Genomic DNA, 15,330 nt, shown 5'->3' with positions numbered 1-15,330 from the left:
TGAGGAGCCACGCAATGTCACTTGCAGGCAAGAAGATCACCGTCCACGACATGTCGCTGCGCGACGGGATGCACCCGAAGCGCCACCAGATCACGCTCGACCAGATGCGCAACATCGCGCGCGGGCTCGACGCGGCCGGCGTGCCGCTGATCGAGGTCACGCACGGCGACGGGCTCGGCGGCGCGTCGGTCAACTACGGGTTTCCCGCGCATACCGACGAGGCATACCTCAGCGCCGTGATTCCGGAGCTGAAGCAGGCGAAGGTGTCGGCACTGCTGCTGCCGGGTATCGGCACCGTCGAGCATCTGCGGATGGCGCACGCACTCGGCGTCGGCACGATCCGCGTCGCGACGCACTGCACCGAGGCGGACGTGTCGGAGCAGCACATCGGCCTCGCGCGCACGCTCGGGCTCGATACGGTCGGCTTTCTGATGATGGCGCACATGTCGTCGCCGGCGCAGCTCGTCGTGCAGGCGACGCTGATGGAATCGTATGGCGCGAACTGCATCTACATTACCGATTCGGCCGGCCACATGCTGCCCGACGACGTGACCGCGCGCATCAGCCAGGTGCGCGACGCGCTGAAGCCGGAGACGGAGCTCGGCTTCCACGGCCACCACAACCTCGCGATGGGCGTCGCGAACTCGGTCGCGGCGGTGGCCGCCGGCGCGAACCGGATCGATGCGGCCGCGGCCGGCCTCGGCGCCGGCGCGGGCAACACGCCGATGGAAGTGTTCGTCGCGGTGTGCGACCGGATGGGGATCGAGACGGGCGTCGACGTGTTCGCGATCTCGGACGTCGCCGAGGATCTCGTCGTGCCGATCATGGACGCGCCGATCCGCCTCGACCGCGATGCGCTGACGCTCGGCTATGCGGGCGTCTACTCGTCATTCCTGCTGTTCGCGAAGCGCGCGGAAGCGAAGTACGGGATTCCCGCGCGCGACATCCTCGTCGAGCTGGGGCGGCAGCGGCTCGTCGGCGGGCAGGAGGACATGATCGAGGACGCGGCGCTGACGATGGTGCGGGCGCGGGAGGTGGCGGCCTGAACCTACGCGGCCGGCATTTGTCCGGAAGCAACGGCAAACGGGGCGCAAGCCCCGTTTTCATTTCGGATGCGCGGATCGAGTCCCCTCGATCATGCATCGCCCGTCGACTTCAGCGATGCTTCCCGCCATGCCGCTTGCGCCGATGCGCTTCGCGCGCCTGCAACAGCGACGGCATCAGTTCCTCGATGTATTGCCGCGCCTGGCCGCGCGTCACGATCTCGCTGAAGCGCTGATGGGCCTTGTCATGGCCGACCAGCGCCGCATGCGCTTTCTTCAGGATGTGCAGAAACGCGATCAGGCTCGTGCCGTCGCGCACGGGCAGCGCGTCGCGCGGGTCGAAGGCCGGTGTCGTACTCATGATCCGATCCTTTGTGGGCAGTCGGTGCGGCACGTCGGGGAGACGAGCGCCAGCAGGTCATTCGCGAGGCGGTCGCGATCCGTCAGCGGCGCGAGGCCGAACAGCCGCTCGAGCGTCGCGGCAACCGACGCATGATCGTACGGCGTATGGTCGACCTGCCCGGCCGCGACCCACGGCGAAATCACGATCGCCGGCACCCGCACGCCGTACACGTCGAACCCGAAGCCGCTCGCGTTCAGCGTCGCCGCCGCGCCGTCGTTCGGCGGCGGCGCGACGCCCGGCCTGACCGAATCGTAGAAGCCGCCGTGCTCGTCGTAGCAGATCACGAGCAGGCTGCTGTTCCACACTGGCGAATTGCGGATCGCGTTGTACACGCGCGCGGCGAGCTGGTCGCCACCGGCGAGGCCGTCCATCGGGTGTTGCGAGCTGCCGTTCTGGTAAGTGCCGTGCACGATGTCGCCGTAACCGGGCTCGATGAACGTATAGCGCGCCGTATAGCCGGCCGCAAGATCGGCCTCGAAATGCGCGAGGTCGTCGATGTCGAAGAAGCTGATGCCCTTCAGCGACGCGACCTGCGGCACGTGGCCGAGCGGGTCGCCGGTCTGGTCCTGGTAGATGCGCCAGTTGCCGTCGCCGATCGCGGCGAAGATCGACCCCTTCGGATACGGAAAGCCGTTGAACGCGTCCCATCCGGCCATTTCTTCCTTGGTCGGCGAATGGTCGAGCCCGGCCGACGACGCGCCGTGCAGGAAAAAGCGGTTCGGCCAGGTCGGCCCCGGCATCGACGCATGCCACGCGTCGCACAGCACGAACGCGTTCGCGAGCGCGTGCAGCGACGGCGCCTGCGTCGCGATATCGACGCCCTGCATGATCTTGCCCGCGTCGGCCGGCTGCGGCGGCGTGCCTTCGGAATGCGAGGTCGCGTAGTTCGACACGAACCCGGTGTTGACGACCGGCGGATACGGCTGCCCTTTCACGAACGGCACGCCCGCGCCGCACAGCTGCTCGAGCACGTCGGTGAATTCGTGGCACGGATCGGTCGGCATCCGGTCGGGCGCGCCGCCGCCGAACGGATAGACCGCATCGCCATACGCGTTGCTGTTGCCTGGCGACGCGGCGACGCTGTCGGGGTAGCCCGACAGCGCGAACAGGTGATCGAAGGAACGGTTCTCGAGCATCAGCACGAACACGTGCTGGATGCGGTCCTGAACCGACGGGGATGCGGGGGCTGCGTCTGCACTCATGGCGCCTCCTGGCGTCGCGCGACGAAAGTCCTGCTGGCACGGTCGTTGGCCCGCTGAAAGCTGCTGAAGGGATTGAAAGCCACGGCGCGGGCCGCGAATTGCCGACGAGTGTACGACCGCGCCGGCCCGCGCGTAAAGCCGCACGCGAACCGTGTGGCGGTGTGCGCGTTCGACCGCTTGCCGGCCCGTTGCACGAGGCCCTCCAAGACTAGGGCGTCGACCGTTTCAACTTCATCGTCGACCGTACGAGCAGGTCGCATCACGCGCCGATCGCCGAGACGACCGACGATGACGATGCGTTTCGTCGGCTCGTGCGATTCGCGACGGGGGGAGTGTCGGCGCGCTGGGCCGACGTGAAGCTGCAGCAGAACCGCGCGCGCGTGGCGCCGGCTTGCCGGCTCGCGTATCTCGACATGCTGACCGGCACGGATTTCGTCGACGACATCCGCGGGCTCGACACCCGCTTCCGGGTGATCGTCGGCGACAAGGATCCGGGGCTCGACGCAGCGGCGATGCAGGCGACGTTCCTCGCGCGGCATCCGAACGCGCGGCTCGTGACGATACCGAATTGCGGGCATTACCCGATGCAGGAATGTCCGCCGTATTTTGCGATGATCGTCGAGGATTTCCTGCGGGACGCGACCGCCTGCGCGTTGCGCACGCGCGGCGGCCGGTAAAGGCGGTATTGGCCGCCGCGGCATGACGATGCCGGCGGCAACCGGCGGACGGCACGCGATGTGTCGTCCACCCGGTTCGTCCGGCTTCGTCGGCCGGACGGGATTCGATCGGCGAGGCGGTGCGGCATGCCCGCGCAGATCGTTGCCGCTTAACGGCGCGGTTGGCCGGTGCGCGGCGGACGCGGCGAATTCGCGTCCTTGTGACGGAAGTTGATGCGACCCTTGGTGAGGTCATAGACCGACAGTTCCAGCGTCACGCGATCGCCCGCGAGAATGCGGATGTGGTTCTTGCGCATGCGGCCCGACGCGTACGCGCCGACCACGACGCCGTTTTCCAGCGTGACACGGTATTTGCTGTCCGGCAGCACTTCGTCGACGATTCCGTCCAGTTCCAGCAGTTCTTCTTTTGCCAAACCAATTCCTCCAGACAAGGTAATTGACCGCGGCCGCGGCGATCTGCCCGGCGCCGTGCCCCACAACGGGACGGCGGCCGGCAGGCTGCCGGGGATCGGTTCGTTCAGACGGGCCCAGGGCCTGTCTTGCGATCGGAGCCCGGCGCGTTGCGGCGTTCAGGCGGTCGGTGGCGGCGGCGCATGGCGCGCCGCGCAAGTCGGGACCGCGCCTGCAACGGCATGGCGGCGGTCTGCTCGGGTTGATGCGTTGAAGCGGTGATGCGCTCGCGAAGCGGCGGGCGCTTCACGAGGGCGTTGCGTCGCACGCGGGTCGCGCATGCGATGAAGGAGGCGTCACGACCGATGCATCGCGGATGTCGCGATGCATCGGTCGTGCGCATCGGAAACGCGCCGGCTGCCGCCAAAGCGGCGCCCTGCGCGCTAATCCATCCGGCAGCGGCCACCGCGTGGCGGCCGTTGCCGATGCGACTTACTGCGGCGTGATGTTCGACGCTTGCAGACCCTTCGGGCCGCGCTTCACTTCGAAGCTGACCTTCTGGCCTTCGGCCAGGGTCTTGAAGCCCGTGCCGCGAATTTCCGAGAAATGGGCGAACAGATCGTCGCCGCCGTTGTCCGGGGAAATGAAACCAAAGCCCTTGGTTTCGTTGAACCACTTGACGGTACCGGTATCCACAAATACTTCCTTAATACAAATGACGAATAATTGAACATGCGCCCGCGACGGGCACATAAAGAATCAAAAGAGGGAGAGACCAACGACCGCCGCACGGAGTGCGGCCAATGATGAGCAATCGAACTTCTTGAACACTTCGGTCATGGACACTACGCGCGAGCGGCCGTTTCGTCAAGTCTTTTTGATGCGATGCACAAGCATGCCCGCCGTCTACGCCTTATGCGGCGGGCGTTGCGGGCCGACGGGACGCATTTCGATGCGCCCCCTTTTTCAGCCGGCCCGCCGGGTTTTTACTGCGGCTCGAACACGTGATGCAGCGCCGGCGGCGCGGCGCCTTCGCGAATCCGCATTTCGAATGCCTTGCGCGCGACGCTCGTCGGCCGCACGTCCGCCACGTCCAGATAGAACTGCGAATACCAGTCGCGCATCTGGTACAGCGGCCCGTCGCCTTCGCACAGCAGCGGGTTGTCGATCCGCGTCTTGCTGTGCCAGATGTCGACGTCCTCGTAGAACGCGCGCTGCGCTTCCTTCACGTACGCGTTCGCGATCTCCATGTTCTGCGCGTCGGTCAGCCCGGCCACCTTCTTCACGATCACGCCGTAACGCAGCTCGAAGCTGTTCATGTCGATCGGCACGTGGCAGTTCAGCAGCACCGAGTGGATCGGCTGCCCGCCGCTCTGCCCCGTCATCTGCGTGATGTGCACGGCCGGCCCGAAATACGTCGACAGCGCGGTCAGCGCATCGCCGCCAAGCTTCTCGCTGCGGCCGACCATCAGTTGCGTCGCCTTGTGATCCTCGAACAGGTTCGCGAAATAGTCGATCGGCGCGCGATGCACGGTCGCGAAGTGCGCGACGTCCGAGATGTTGTCGACCAGCTCGCGGCAGTTGGCCTGGATCACCATCGTGTCGACGACCCAGTCCGACCATTCGTCGGAGAAGCACACGTCGAGCCGCGGAATCGCGACTTCCGGCGGCGGCGCGTTGCCTTCCGGGTCGTTCCACACGAACAGCAGGTTGTTTTCCTCGCAGGTCGGCCAGGCGCCGATGCGCGCCTTCGGCGGGATCCGCTTGCAGTACGGGATCGATGCGCACTGCCCTTCGCCGCTCCACGCCCAGCCGTGGAACGGGCACACGAGATGGTCGCCCTGCACCGTGCCGAGGCTCAGGTCGGCGCCCATGTGCGGGCAGTACGCGTCGACGACGTTGACCTTGCCGGTCGAATCGGCGAACGCGGCGAGCTTGCGGCCGAACGCGTTCAGCGTGTGCGGCTTGCCGTCCTTGAAATCGCGGGCGAGCCCGAGGCAGTGCCAGCCGCGCGCATAGCGCTGCGCGAGCGGCTGGGCTTCGATCTTGTAGGGGCGTGCGGACATGTGGGTTGACTCCTCTTGTGGAGAGCGCACGGCGGCCCGCCGCGCGCGGGGGAAATAGGGGCGCCGGTCAGCGCATCGGATTGCCGGGTTCGAGCGCGGGCGACGGCTTCAGCGATGCCGGGGCCGCCGGCGACGGCTGCTGCCGGTGCGCCACGCGGCGCTCGGCCCGGTCGACGCCGAGCCAAGCGGCGAGCGCGGGCAGCAGGAACACCGCGCCGAACAGGTTCACGAGGAACATGAACGCGAGCAGCACGCCCATGTCGACCTGGAACTTCAGCGCGGAGAACGCCCACGTGCCGACGCCGATGAACATCGTGACGGCCGTGAACAGCGCCGCCGTGCCGCGCTGGCGCATTGCGTCGGCGAACGCGTCCGGCAGCGTCGCGCCGTGGCGGAGGTCGTGCTGCAGGCGCTCGTACAGGTAGATCCCGTAGTCGACCCCCACGCCCACGCCGAGCGTGATCACCGGCAGCGTCGCGACCTTCAGCCCGATGCCGAGGCGCGCCATCACCGCATTGCACAGGATCGACACGAGCGTGAGCGGCACGATGATGCACAGCACCGCGCGCCACGAGCGGAACGTGACCGCGCAGAGCAGCGCGATCGCGCCGAAGATCGACAGCAGCATCGCGATCTCCGCGTCGCCGACGGCTTCGTTGGTCGCGGCCATCACGCCGACGTTGCCGCCCGCGAGCCGGAACGCGACGTTCGGCGTCGGGTTCTCGGCCGCGAAGCGCTTGATCTCGTCGACGACGTGCGCGAGGGTCGTGCCTTCGTGGTTCTTCGTGTAGATCAGCACCTGGATCGCCTTGCAGTTCGCGGTGTTCATCCCGTTGTCGGGGTCGAACGCGTTGGAACCCTGCGTGAGCCCGTCGCTGGAACGCGGCAGCGCGGCCCAGCGCGGATTGCCCTCGTTGAATGCGGCGATGAACACCTTGCCCTGCGACGACACGCTCGTCACCGACTGCACGCCGGCCACGCCGCGCATGTTCATCTCGAACTTCTCGATCGCGCTCATCACCGGGTAATGCAGGCACGCGTCGTCGAAGCCGGTCGTCTCGACGATCACCGACAGCACGTCCACCCCGATGTTGTACTGGTGCGTGATCGCCGCGTTGTCGAGGTTGTAGCGCGAGTTCGCGCGCAGCTCCGGCGCGCCGGTGCCGATGTCGCCGATCTCCAGCTTGCGCGATTCGAGCGTGCCGTAGGCGAGCAGCGCGAGCGCCACCGCGAACACGCCGAGCGCCGGCGCCGGCCGGGCGAACACCGCGAAGCGCGACCACATCCGGCTGCCGCCAGCCGCCGCGGTGCGCTGCGCACGCGCCAACGTGCCGCGCTCGAGGCGCGTGTACGACAGCAGGATCGGCAGGAACACCTTGTTCGTCACGATCATCAGCAGCACGCCGAGGCACGCGGTGATGCCGAGCTCGCGCACGATGTCGATCCGGATCCGCATGATCACCATGAAGCCGAGCGCGTTGGTCAGCAGCGCAACCGTGCCCGGCACGAACAGCTTGCGGAACGCATCGCGCGCGGCATCGGCCGACGACGCGCCGCGCACCAGCGCCTGCTTCCACGCGTTGGTCATCTGCACCGCGTGCGACACGCCGATCGAGAAGATCAGGAACGGCACGAGGATCGACATCGGGTCGATGCCGAGGCCGAGCAGCGGCAGCGCGCCGAGCAGCCACACAACCGGCAGCAGCGCGACGACGAGCGCCAGCACGGTGGTCTTCAACGAGCGTGTATAGGCGAACAGCAGCGCGGCCGTCACGAGGAACGCGAGCGCGAAGAACGCCATCACGCCCGCGATGCCGTTCTCGACGTCGCCCACCAGCTTCGCGAAGCCGATGATGTTCACGTCGATGCCCTGCTTCGCGTACTTCGCGCGGATCTCCTCCAGCTGTCGCGCGACCGCGCTGTAGTCGAGCCGCTTGCCGGTGGCCGGATCGGTCTCGCGCAGTTCCGCGCGGATCAGCGCCGACTTCAGGTCGTTGCCGACGAGGCGGCCGATCTGCCCGGAACGCGCGACGTTGCGGCGCACTTTCGCGAGATCGTCCGGGTTCGCGCTCGAGAACTGGCCCGGCACGACCACGTCGCCGCGAAAGCCGGCCTCGGTCACCTCCGTGTAGTGGACGTTCGGCGTGAACAGCGAGAACACGCGCGAGCGGTTCACGCCGGGAATGAAGAAAACGTCGTCGGTCGCATGGCGCAGCGCGTCCATGAACGACTGGTTGTAGATGTCGCCGTCGCCCTTCCAGCGCAGGCTCACGAGGATCGTGTTGGCGCCCGGAAACGCGCCCGCATAGCGCTCGAACACCTGCATGTACGGATGCTGCATCGGGATCATCTTGTTGAAGCCCGGATCGAGCTTCAGGCGCGTCGCCGACAGCCCGAGCGCGAGCGTCACCGCGACGCACAGCAGCATCAGCAGCTTGCGCTGGCGGATAATCGTGTCGGCGCAGCGCTCGACGAACGCGGCGAGGCGCGACGCGGGGACGGCTTCAGGGGGGCGTGACAGGTCGTTCATGGAATTCTCTTGTCGATGCGAAACGAACGGGAGCAGGCAGCGGGACCGCCGCGCGTCAGGACGGCGTTGACGCGGCCGCGCCGGCGAGCGGAGCGACGCCGGCCTCGCCGCCGAGCAGCAGCGCGCCGTGGCCCATGTCGAGCACGGCCGCGAGGCTCTGCACGCCGCCGAGCTTGCGCACGTCGAAGGTCAGCCCGCCGTCGCGCGACGCGACGATCGCGCCGCCCTGGCCCACCAGCACGAGTTCGCCGTCGGCGAGCTGCGTTGCGCCGAAGTACGACGCCGGCACGTGGCTGTCGACATGCGTCCAGGTCGCGCCGCGATCGGTGCTGCGCACCACGTTGCCGCGCATTCCGTATGCGACCCAGTCGCCGTTCGCGAGCATCAGCGCGCCGAACAGCGAACCGGCATACGGCGACGGCAGCTTGTCCCACGTCGCGCCGTTGTCGGTCGAGCGCAGCAGCGTGCCGCTCTCGCCCGCGATCAGCAGGTTGCCGTGGCCGTCGCCGACGATCGCGTTCAGGTGACGGTCGCCAGCCGGTGTCTTTACGGTCTGCCAGGTGACGCCCGCGTCGTCCGAGCGCAACAGCTGGCCGAAGCTGCCGGCCGCGAACAGCGGGCCGCCGGCCGTGCCCCACACGGACAGCAGCGGATCGGAATGCGCGTGGTCCATGTGCACGTCGCGCCAGTGCAGGCCGGCGTCGTCGCTGCGCACGATCCGGCCGTCGTGGCCGACCGCGATGCCGAGCGTCGGCGTGATGAAGCGCACCTGCGTGAGCGTCGAGCCCTGATCGCGCGTCACCGATGCCGGCCGCCAGTGGGCGCCCGCGTCGTCGCTCAGCAGGATCACACCGCGTTCGCCGACCGCGACGATGCGCGCGCCGGCCCGGGCGAGCCCGTTGATCTGCAGCCGGTCCGCGTGGATCGCGGTGACCGGGAACGCCGGCAGCGGGCGCGGCGAAAACGCGAACAGCGCGGCGCCGAGCACCAGCGCCGACATCGCGAGTCCGGGCAAAGTTCGTTTCATCGCTTGTCTCCTGTGTCTGCGTGCGACGACGGTTCGCGCCATCGCGCCCACCGCCGTCGCCTGCATGTCTCCGGGCCGTCGGTCGTTGCCGCGGCCTCGAATGGTCCTGAATGGCGGGCCGCTCGTACCGCGCGGCCCGTCCGCGCGCCGCTACGCGCCGACTTCGAACAGCGCGGCGGCACCCATCCCGCCGCCGATGCACATCGTCACCACCGCGTGCCGCACGCCGCGCCGCGCGCCTTCGAGCAGCGCGTGCATCGTCATCCGCGTACCCGACATCCCGAACGGATGGCCGAGCGCGATCGCGCCGCCATCGACGTTCAGCCGGTCGTCGGGAATGCCGAGCGTGTCGCGGCAGTACAGCGCCTGGCACGCGAACGCCTCGTTCAGCTCCCACAGCCCGATGTCGCCGACGGTCATCCCGAAGCGCGCCAGCAGCTTCGGAATCGCGAACACCGGGCCGATGCCCATCTCGTCGGGCTTGCAGCCGGCCACCGCGAGGCCGCGGAACGCACCGAGCGGCGTCAGGCCACGGCGCACCGCCTCGCTGCGCGACATCACGACCACGGCGGCCGCGCCGTCCGACAGTTGCGACGCATTGCCGGCCGTCACGAATTCGCCCTGCTCGACGACCTTGCCGCCGCTCCATGACGGCTTCAGCCCCGCGAGCCGCTCGGCCGTCGTGTCGGCGCGCACGCCTTCGTCGCGCGCGGCGTTTACGTCCTCGAAGCCGGCCGGGTTGCCTTCCTTGTCGAACAGCGCGCGCCGCACGTCGAGCGGTGCGATTTCCGCGTCGAAGCGGCCGGCCGCCTGGGCTTCAGCCGTGCGCTGGTGGCTCTGCAGCGCGAATTCATCCTGCGCGGCACGCGAGATCCCGTAGCGGCGCGACACGATCTCGGCCGTTTCCATCATCGCCATGTACGCGGCGGGCTGGTGGTCGAGCACGGCCTTCGAGCGCGCGCGATACGCGTTCTTGTGCTTGTTCTGCGTGAGCGAGATCGACTCGACGCCGCCCGCGACGACGATCCGCGCATCGCCCGCGCCGATGCTGCGCGCGGCACTCGCGATCGACATCAGGCCCGACGAGCACATGCGGTCGATCGCCATGCCGGGCACCGACGCCGGCAGCCCCGCCGCCGCGGCCGACAGGCGACCGATGTTGTAGCCCTGCGTGCCCTGCTGCGCGGCGCAACCGATCAGCACGTCGTCGACGTCGGCTGGCGCGACACCCGCGCGTTCGAGTGCCGTGCGCACGACGTGGCCGCCCAGCTCGGGTGCCTCGGTGTCGTTGAACATGCCGCGAAACGCCTTGCCGATCGGCGTGCGTGCGACGGAAACGATGACTGCGTCTTCCATGTCTCTGCTCTCTGAATCTAGAAGTAGTAACGGCTGATCGTGTCGGCCACGCAGCCGGGCTTCGCTTCGCCTTCGATCTCGACGGTCACGCGAATCCAGGCCTGCACGCCGCCGTCGAGCGGCTCGACGCGCAGCAGCTCGCCGACGGCGCGCACGCGCGCACCGACCTTCACCGGCGCCGGGAAACGGATCCTGTCGCAGCCGTAGTTGACGCCGAGCCGCGCGCCGTCGATCCGCACGATCTGCGGCAGGAAGTGATTGACGAGCGACAACGTCAGGTACCCGTGCGCGATGCACGCGCCGAACGGGCCGTTCTTCGCGCGCACCGGGTCGACGTGCACCCACTGGTGGTCGCCCGTCGCGTCCGCGAAACCGTCAATGCGGGGCTGGTCGATCGCGAGCCATGCGCTCGCGCCGAGCATGTCGCCGACGGCCGCCGCGAGTTCGCCGGGATGCGCGAACACGCGGGGCGCCGCGCGCACGGGGTCGAGGGTCGCGCTCATCATGCGTGCTGGCTGCTGACCGACAGCACTTCGCCGGTCATGTACGACGCGTAATCGCTTGCAAGAAACACCATCACGTTCGCGACCTCCCAGACTTCCGCGGCGCGCCTGAAGGCTTCGCGCGACGCCAGTTGATTCAACAAATCGGCCGGGGCCGACTTCTTCAGAAAATCGTGCATCGCGATGCTCGGCGCGACCGCGTTGATGCGCACGCCGTACGGCGACGCCTCGAGCGCCGCGCAGCGCGTGAGCGCCATCACGCCCGCCTTCGCCGCCGCGTAGTGCGCCTGTTCCGCCTGCGCGCGCCAGCCAAGCACCGATGCGTTGTTGACGATCGCGCCGCGGCCTCGGGCCTGCATGTGCGGCAGCATCGCGCGCGTCATCCGGAACGTCCCGGTCAGGCTAATGTCGATCACGCGCGACCATTCGGCATCGTCCATATCGACGATGCGGGTCGAGCCGCCGAGCCCGGCGTTGTTGATCAGCACGTCGACGCCGTCGAGCTTGTCCTGCGCCTCTGCGACGAGGGCCTGCACGTCGGCCTCCACCGCGACGTTGCACAGGCGGCCGTAGACCTGTTGCAGCCCCGTTTCGGCGCGCAATGTCTTGACCGCCTGTTCGAGGCGCTTTTCGTGGATGTCGGAAATGAACAGCGCGCGGCAGCCTTCTTCCGCGCAGCGGCGCGCGGCCGCGAAGCCGATGCCGGCGCCGGCGGCCGCCGTGATCAGCACCGATTTGCCGGCGAGCAGCTGGTGGCCCGGCACGTAGGCCGGCGCTTTCTGGATCTGGGGTTCGGTCATGCTGTTCCTCTGGCTTCCCTGGGCATGCCGAGCCCGCGCTCGGCCATGATGTTGAGCTGGATTTCGTTGGTGCCGGCGTAGATCGTGTCCGCACGGGAGAACAGGAACACGCGCTGCAGATGGGTGAGCTTTTCGTCGGCCGGATCGATCAGGTTCGCGCGCGGGCCGAGGGCATCCATCGCGAGCTGGCCGAGGTCGCGGTGCCAGTTCGACCAGAAATACTTGTAGATCAGCGCCTCGCGGCGCAGCGGCGCGCCGGCGCCGGCATCGGTGTCGTCCGCGCCGGACAGCATCCGCAGCGCGTTGTAGCGCATCACGCGCAGCCCGGCCCACGCGCGGCCGATCCGCTGGCGCAGCACCGGGTCGCGGTCCGCGCCCGATTCGCGCGCGGCGTCGATCACCCATTCGAGTTCGCGGACGAACTGCATCTGCTGGCCGAGCGTCGACATCCCGCGCTCGAAGCCGAGCAGCGTCATCGCGATCCGCCAGCCGTCGCCGGGTGCGCCGACGAGGTCGCGGGCTTGAGCGCGCGCGCCGTCGAAGAACACTTCGTTGAATTCCGCGCCGCCGTTGAGCTGCTTGATCGGCCGGATCTCGATGCCCGGCTGGTCGAGCGGCATCAGCAGGAACGACAGCCCTTTGTTGCCCTTCGATGCGGGGTCGGTGCGCGCCAGCACGAAGATCCAGTCGGAATCGTGTGCGAGTGACGTCCAGACTTTCTGGCCATAGACTCGCCACGTGCCGTCCGCATCCTGTTCGGCACGCGTGCGTACGTTGGCCAGGTCGGAACCCGCGCCAGGCTCCGAATAGCCCTGGCACCAGAACTGTGTGCCAGCGAGGATGTCGGGCAGGAAGCGCGCGCGCTGGTCGTCGGTACCGCATGCAACGAGCGTCGGCCCGAGCAGCCCTTCGCCGATGTGCCCCATCCGCCCGGGGCCGCCCGCGCGTGCGTATTCCTCGTGGAAGATCACCTGTTCGGCAACCGAGAAGCCGCGCCCGCCGGCATCCGTCGGCCAGCCGAGCCCGGTCCAGCCGCCCTTCGCCAGTTCCTGTTCCCACGCCTTGCGCAGCTCGGGCCACGCTTCCTCGTCGCCGGGGCCGCCGCGGTATTTCAGGCATGCGAAGTCACCGGTCAGGTGCGATTGCACCCAGTCGGCCACTTCGTGCCGCAATTGCTGTTCGCGCGTTTCGCTGTTCATTGCAGGGCTCCTGCGCGTGCGGCCGATGGGCGCGATGCCATCGCGGCGGCGGGGGCGAACGCTGCGTCGCGAGGCGATGCGCCGCCGTCGATCGCATGGGTCGCGATCCATTCGAGCAGTTGCGGCGTGCTGCCGAACTGCGCACCCGATGCCTGCGCGCGCTTGAAATAGAGATGCGGGTCGTATTCCCACGTAAAGCCGACGCCGCCGTGCAGCTGGATCGCTTCCTGTGCGCAGAACGCATACGCGTCGTTCGCGGCGGATTTCGCGGCGGCGATGTCGGCACGCAATGCGTCGCTCGGCTGCGTGCTGCCGGTTTCGGCATCCCACGCATGTGCAGCCCCGAGCACGGCCGATCGCGCCGATTCGATCAGCACCATCATCTGTGCGCAGCGGTGCTTGACCGCCTGGAACGACGCAATCGCGCGGCCGAACTGCACGCGCTGGCTCGTGTAGTCGAGCGTCAGGTCGAGGCATTGCTGGGCGCCGCCGAGCTGTTCGGCGGCGAGCGCGAGTGCCGCGAACCACGCGGTGCGCTCCAGCACCTGTGCAACCGCTTTGCCGCCAGCAAGCAGCGCTGCTCGGCTCACGCAGGCTTCGTCGAGCGCCACGCACGCGATCGGCCGTGTCGCGTCGAGCGTGTCGAGCGGCGTGACTTTGAGCCCGGATGCCGTAGCGACGTCGATTGCGAACAGGCCGATCGACCGCCCTTCGTTCGCGATCCGCGCGGGCACCAGCAGCAGGTCGGCGCGCGCGCCGTCGAGCACCTGTTCGAGCGTGCCGGACAGCGCGTAGCCGCCCGCCGTTTCTTCCGCGACGACCGGCAACGACCGCGAAACGGTCGGCAGGTCGAACGGCAGCGCGAGCGTCGCGCTGCACGCGCCTTCTGCGATCCTGGCAAGCCAGTCTTTCGCCAGCGGCGTCTCGGCACAGCCCGCGAGCGCGGTCGCCGCGAGGCACGCCGTCGAAAAATACGGCACGCACGCCACGCGCCGGCCGAGCTGTTCCATCAGTACGGTCTGCTCGACCACACCAAGCCCCAGCCCGCCGGCCGCCTCGGGCAATGCGAGCGCATTCCAGCCGAGTTCGGCGGACAGCGCGGCCCACAACGCATCGTCGCGGCCGGCCGACTGCTCGAGCGCGCGGCGCACGTCGGCGGACGCGCTGCGTTCGGCGAGCACGTCGGCCGCCGCGTCGCGGATCATCGCCTGTTCGTCGGTGAGCGCCAGATCCATTTCTCAGCTCCCGTACACGCGCTGCGCGGGGCGCGCGGCGGCGAGCAGCTGTGCCACCGCCGTGCCGACCTCGGCCGCCGCCCAGCGCGCGCCGCGATCGACGCTCGGGCCGGTGCGCCAGCCTTCCGCGACCGCGATCATCCCGCCCGCGACCTCGAACACCTGGCCCGTCACGTCGGCCGACAGCGCGCTGCCGAGCCACACGACCAGCGGCGCGACGTTGGCCGGATCGAAATAGTCGAAGCCGCCGTCCTCGGGCTTCTTCATCATGTCGGCGAACACGCCCTCGGTCATCGACGTGCGGGCGGCCGGCGCCAGCGCGTTCACGCGCACGCCGTAACGCTTCAGTTCGACTGCCTGCATCAGTGTGAGCGCGGCGATGCCAGCCTTTGCCGCGCCGTAATTCGACTGGCCGATCGAGCCTTGCAACCCGGCGCCCGAACTCGTGTTGACGATCCGCGCGTCGACCGGGTTGCCGGCCTTCGCCGCATCGCGCCACACGCGCGCCAGCACGCTCGACAGGCAGAAGTGGCCGCGCAGGTGCACGCGCATCACGTCGTCCCAGTCGGTCTCGGTCATGCTCGTGAACATCTTGTCGCGGCAGATGCCCGCGTTGTTGACGAGCACGTGCACGTCGCCGAATGCTTCGCGTGCCGCGTCGACGATCCGCTGCGCGGTGTCGACCCGCGTGATGTCGTCCGCATTGGCAAGCGCGCGACCGCCGCGCTGTGCAATCTCGTCGACGACCGCTTGCGCGGCGTCGTGCCGGATGTCGTTGACGACGACCGCCGCGCCTTCGGCCGCGAACGCCAGCGCGTATTCGCGCCCGAGCCCGCCGCCCGCGCCGGTGATGATGACGGTGCGTCCGTTACAGATTCCCATGCTGGTGCCTCGTGGAT

The 15,330-nt window shown here is 68.6% G+C and carries 15 protein-coding genes; 2 read left to right on the top strand and 13 right to left on the bottom strand.

Translation table 11 applies throughout. From position 1 onward, the window contains the following. Positions 1-14 precede the first annotated feature (14 nt). Entirely contained in the window at positions 15-1,046 is a 1,032-nt protein-coding gene (dmpG, locus tag CFB43_RS23955) for a 4-hydroxy-2-oxovalerate aldolase (protein WP_089496847.1), read from the top strand. A 109-nt stretch (positions 1,047-1,155) separates the two neighbouring features. Here the strand turns inward: dmpG and CFB43_RS23950 are convergent, their stop codons facing one another. Both CFB43_RS23950 and CFB43_RS23945 read right to left on the bottom strand, forming a co-directional pair. Continuing rightward, positions 1,156-1,404, bottom strand: a complete 249-nt coding sequence (locus tag CFB43_RS23950) for a hypothetical protein (RefSeq protein ID WP_089496846.1) — start codon at positions 1,402-1,404, stop codon at positions 1,156-1,158. After that, complete coding sequence (locus CFB43_RS23945; protein ID WP_089496845.1) at positions 1,401-2,648, bottom strand: alkaline phosphatase family protein; 1,248 nt, start codon at positions 2,646-2,648, stop codon at positions 1,401-1,403. Before CFB43_RS23945 ends, CFB43_RS23950 begins: the two co-directional genes overlap by 4 nt. A gap of 311 nt (positions 2,649-2,959) precedes the next feature. Between CFB43_RS23945 and CFB43_RS23940 the strand changes: the two genes are divergently transcribed. Then, a complete protein-coding gene (locus tag CFB43_RS23940) occupies positions 2,960-3,325 on the top strand; it encodes an alpha/beta fold hydrolase (protein WP_373452557.1) in 366 nt (121 codons plus the stop codon). Positions 3,326-3,474: 149 nt separating this feature from the next. Here the strand turns inward: CFB43_RS23940 and infA are convergent, their stop codons facing one another. The 11 genes from infA to CFB43_RS23880 form a co-directional block, all read right to left on the bottom strand. Further along, positions 3,475-3,738: a translation initiation factor IF-1 gene (gene infA / locus CFB43_RS23935; protein ID WP_011355053.1), complete on the bottom strand. Its 264-nt coding sequence runs from the start codon at positions 3,736-3,738 to the stop codon at positions 3,475-3,477. Between the two features lie 469 nt (positions 3,739-4,207). Next, positions 4,208-4,411: a cold-shock protein gene (locus CFB43_RS23925; RefSeq protein ID WP_006483056.1), complete on the bottom strand. Its 204-nt coding sequence runs from the start codon at positions 4,409-4,411 to the stop codon at positions 4,208-4,210. A gap of 290 nt (positions 4,412-4,701) precedes the next feature. Beyond that, positions 4,702-5,781, bottom strand: coding sequence for a Rieske 2Fe-2S domain-containing protein (locus CFB43_RS23920; RefSeq protein WP_089496843.1), 1,080 nt, complete (start codon positions 5,779-5,781; stop codon positions 4,702-4,704). Positions 5,782-5,848: 67 nt separating this feature from the next. Then, complete coding sequence (locus tag CFB43_RS23915) at positions 5,849-8,311, bottom strand: efflux RND transporter permease subunit (protein WP_089496842.1); 2,463 nt, start codon at positions 8,309-8,311, stop codon at positions 5,849-5,851. Between the two features lie 55 nt (positions 8,312-8,366). Then, a complete protein-coding gene (locus tag CFB43_RS23910; protein WP_089496841.1) occupies positions 8,367-9,338 on the bottom strand; it encodes a WD40/YVTN/BNR-like repeat-containing protein in 972 nt (323 codons plus the stop codon). Between the two features lie 150 nt (positions 9,339-9,488). Further along, positions 9,489-10,694, bottom strand: coding sequence for an acetyl-CoA C-acyltransferase (locus CFB43_RS23905; protein WP_089496840.1), 1,206 nt, complete (start codon positions 10,692-10,694; stop codon positions 9,489-9,491). Positions 10,695-10,711: 17 nt separating this feature from the next. Next, complete coding sequence (locus CFB43_RS23900; protein ID WP_089498119.1) at positions 10,712-11,197, bottom strand: MaoC family dehydratase; 486 nt, start codon at positions 11,195-11,197, stop codon at positions 10,712-10,714. Continuing rightward, complete coding sequence (locus CFB43_RS23895; protein WP_089496839.1) at positions 11,197-11,997, bottom strand: SDR family oxidoreductase; 801 nt, start codon at positions 11,995-11,997, stop codon at positions 11,197-11,199. The genes CFB43_RS23900 and CFB43_RS23895 overlap by 1 nt, the downstream gene beginning before the upstream one ends. Continuing rightward, a complete protein-coding gene (locus CFB43_RS23890; RefSeq protein ID WP_089496838.1) occupies positions 11,994-13,196 on the bottom strand; it encodes an acyl-CoA dehydrogenase family protein in 1,203 nt (400 codons plus the stop codon). Before CFB43_RS23890 ends, CFB43_RS23895 begins: the two co-directional genes overlap by 4 nt. Next, positions 13,193-14,431, bottom strand: coding sequence for an acyl-CoA dehydrogenase family protein (locus CFB43_RS23885; protein ID WP_089496837.1), 1,239 nt, complete (start codon positions 14,429-14,431; stop codon positions 13,193-13,195). The genes CFB43_RS23890 and CFB43_RS23885 overlap by 4 nt, the downstream gene beginning before the upstream one ends. A gap of 3 nt (positions 14,432-14,434) precedes the next feature. After that, positions 14,435-15,313 carry an SDR family oxidoreductase gene (locus CFB43_RS23880; RefSeq protein WP_089496836.1) on the bottom strand — a complete coding sequence of 293 codons (879 nt, stop codon included), beginning with the start codon at positions 15,311-15,313 and terminating at the stop codon, positions 14,435-14,437. Positions 15,314-15,330 lie beyond the last annotated feature (17 nt).

The organism is Burkholderia sp. AU15512 (assembly GCF_002223325.1).
GTDB lineage: Bacteria > Pseudomonadota > Gammaproteobacteria > Burkholderiales > Burkholderiaceae > Burkholderia.
Note: the sequence above shows the minus strand (reverse complement) of the source record. Positions and strands in the feature narration are given on the sequence as shown.

What these genes read in the sequence shown, in the direction of transcription:
- CFB43_RS23890 (WP_089496838.1), bottom strand. Translation starts at nt 13,196, where the DNA reads ATGAACAGCGAAACGCGCGAACAGCAATTGCGGCACGAAGTGGCCGAC.
- CFB43_RS23905 (WP_089496840.1), bottom strand. Translation starts at nt 10,694, where the DNA reads ATGGAAGACGCAGTCATCGTTTCCGTCGCACGCACGCCGATCGGCAAG.
- CFB43_RS23880 (WP_089496836.1), bottom strand. Translation starts at nt 15,313, where the DNA reads ATGGGAATCTGTAACGGACGCACCGTCATCATCACCGGCGCGGGCGGC.
- CFB43_RS23920 (WP_089496843.1), bottom strand. Translation starts at nt 5,781, where the DNA reads ATGTCCGCACGCCCCTACAAGATCGAAGCCCAGCCGCTCGCGCAGCGC.
- CFB43_RS23945 (WP_089496845.1), bottom strand. Translation starts at nt 2,648, where the DNA reads ATGAGTGCAGACGCAGCCCCCGCATCCCCGTCGGTTCAGGACCGCATC.
- CFB43_RS23950 (WP_089496846.1), bottom strand. Translation starts at nt 1,404, where the DNA reads ATGAGTACGACACCGGCCTTCGACCCGCGCGACGCGCTGCCCGTGCGC.
- CFB43_RS23910 (WP_089496841.1), bottom strand. Translation starts at nt 9,338, where the DNA reads ATGAAACGAACTTTGCCCGGACTCGCGATGTCGGCGCTGGTGCTCGGC.
- dmpG (WP_089496847.1), top strand. Translation starts at nt 15, where the DNA reads ATGTCACTTGCAGGCAAGAAGATCACCGTCCACGACATGTCGCTGCGC.
- CFB43_RS23900 (WP_089498119.1), bottom strand. Translation starts at nt 11,197, where the DNA reads ATGAGCGCGACCCTCGACCCCGTGCGCGCGGCGCCCCGCGTGTTCGCG.
- CFB43_RS23885 (WP_089496837.1), bottom strand. Translation starts at nt 14,431, where the DNA reads ATGGATCTGGCGCTCACCGACGAACAGGCGATGATCCGCGACGCGGCG.
- CFB43_RS23895 (WP_089496839.1), bottom strand. Translation starts at nt 11,997, where the DNA reads ATGACCGAACCCCAGATCCAGAAAGCGCCGGCCTACGTGCCGGGCCAC.
- CFB43_RS23915 (WP_089496842.1), bottom strand. Translation starts at nt 8,311, where the DNA reads ATGAACGACCTGTCACGCCCCCCTGAAGCCGTCCCCGCGTCGCGCCTC.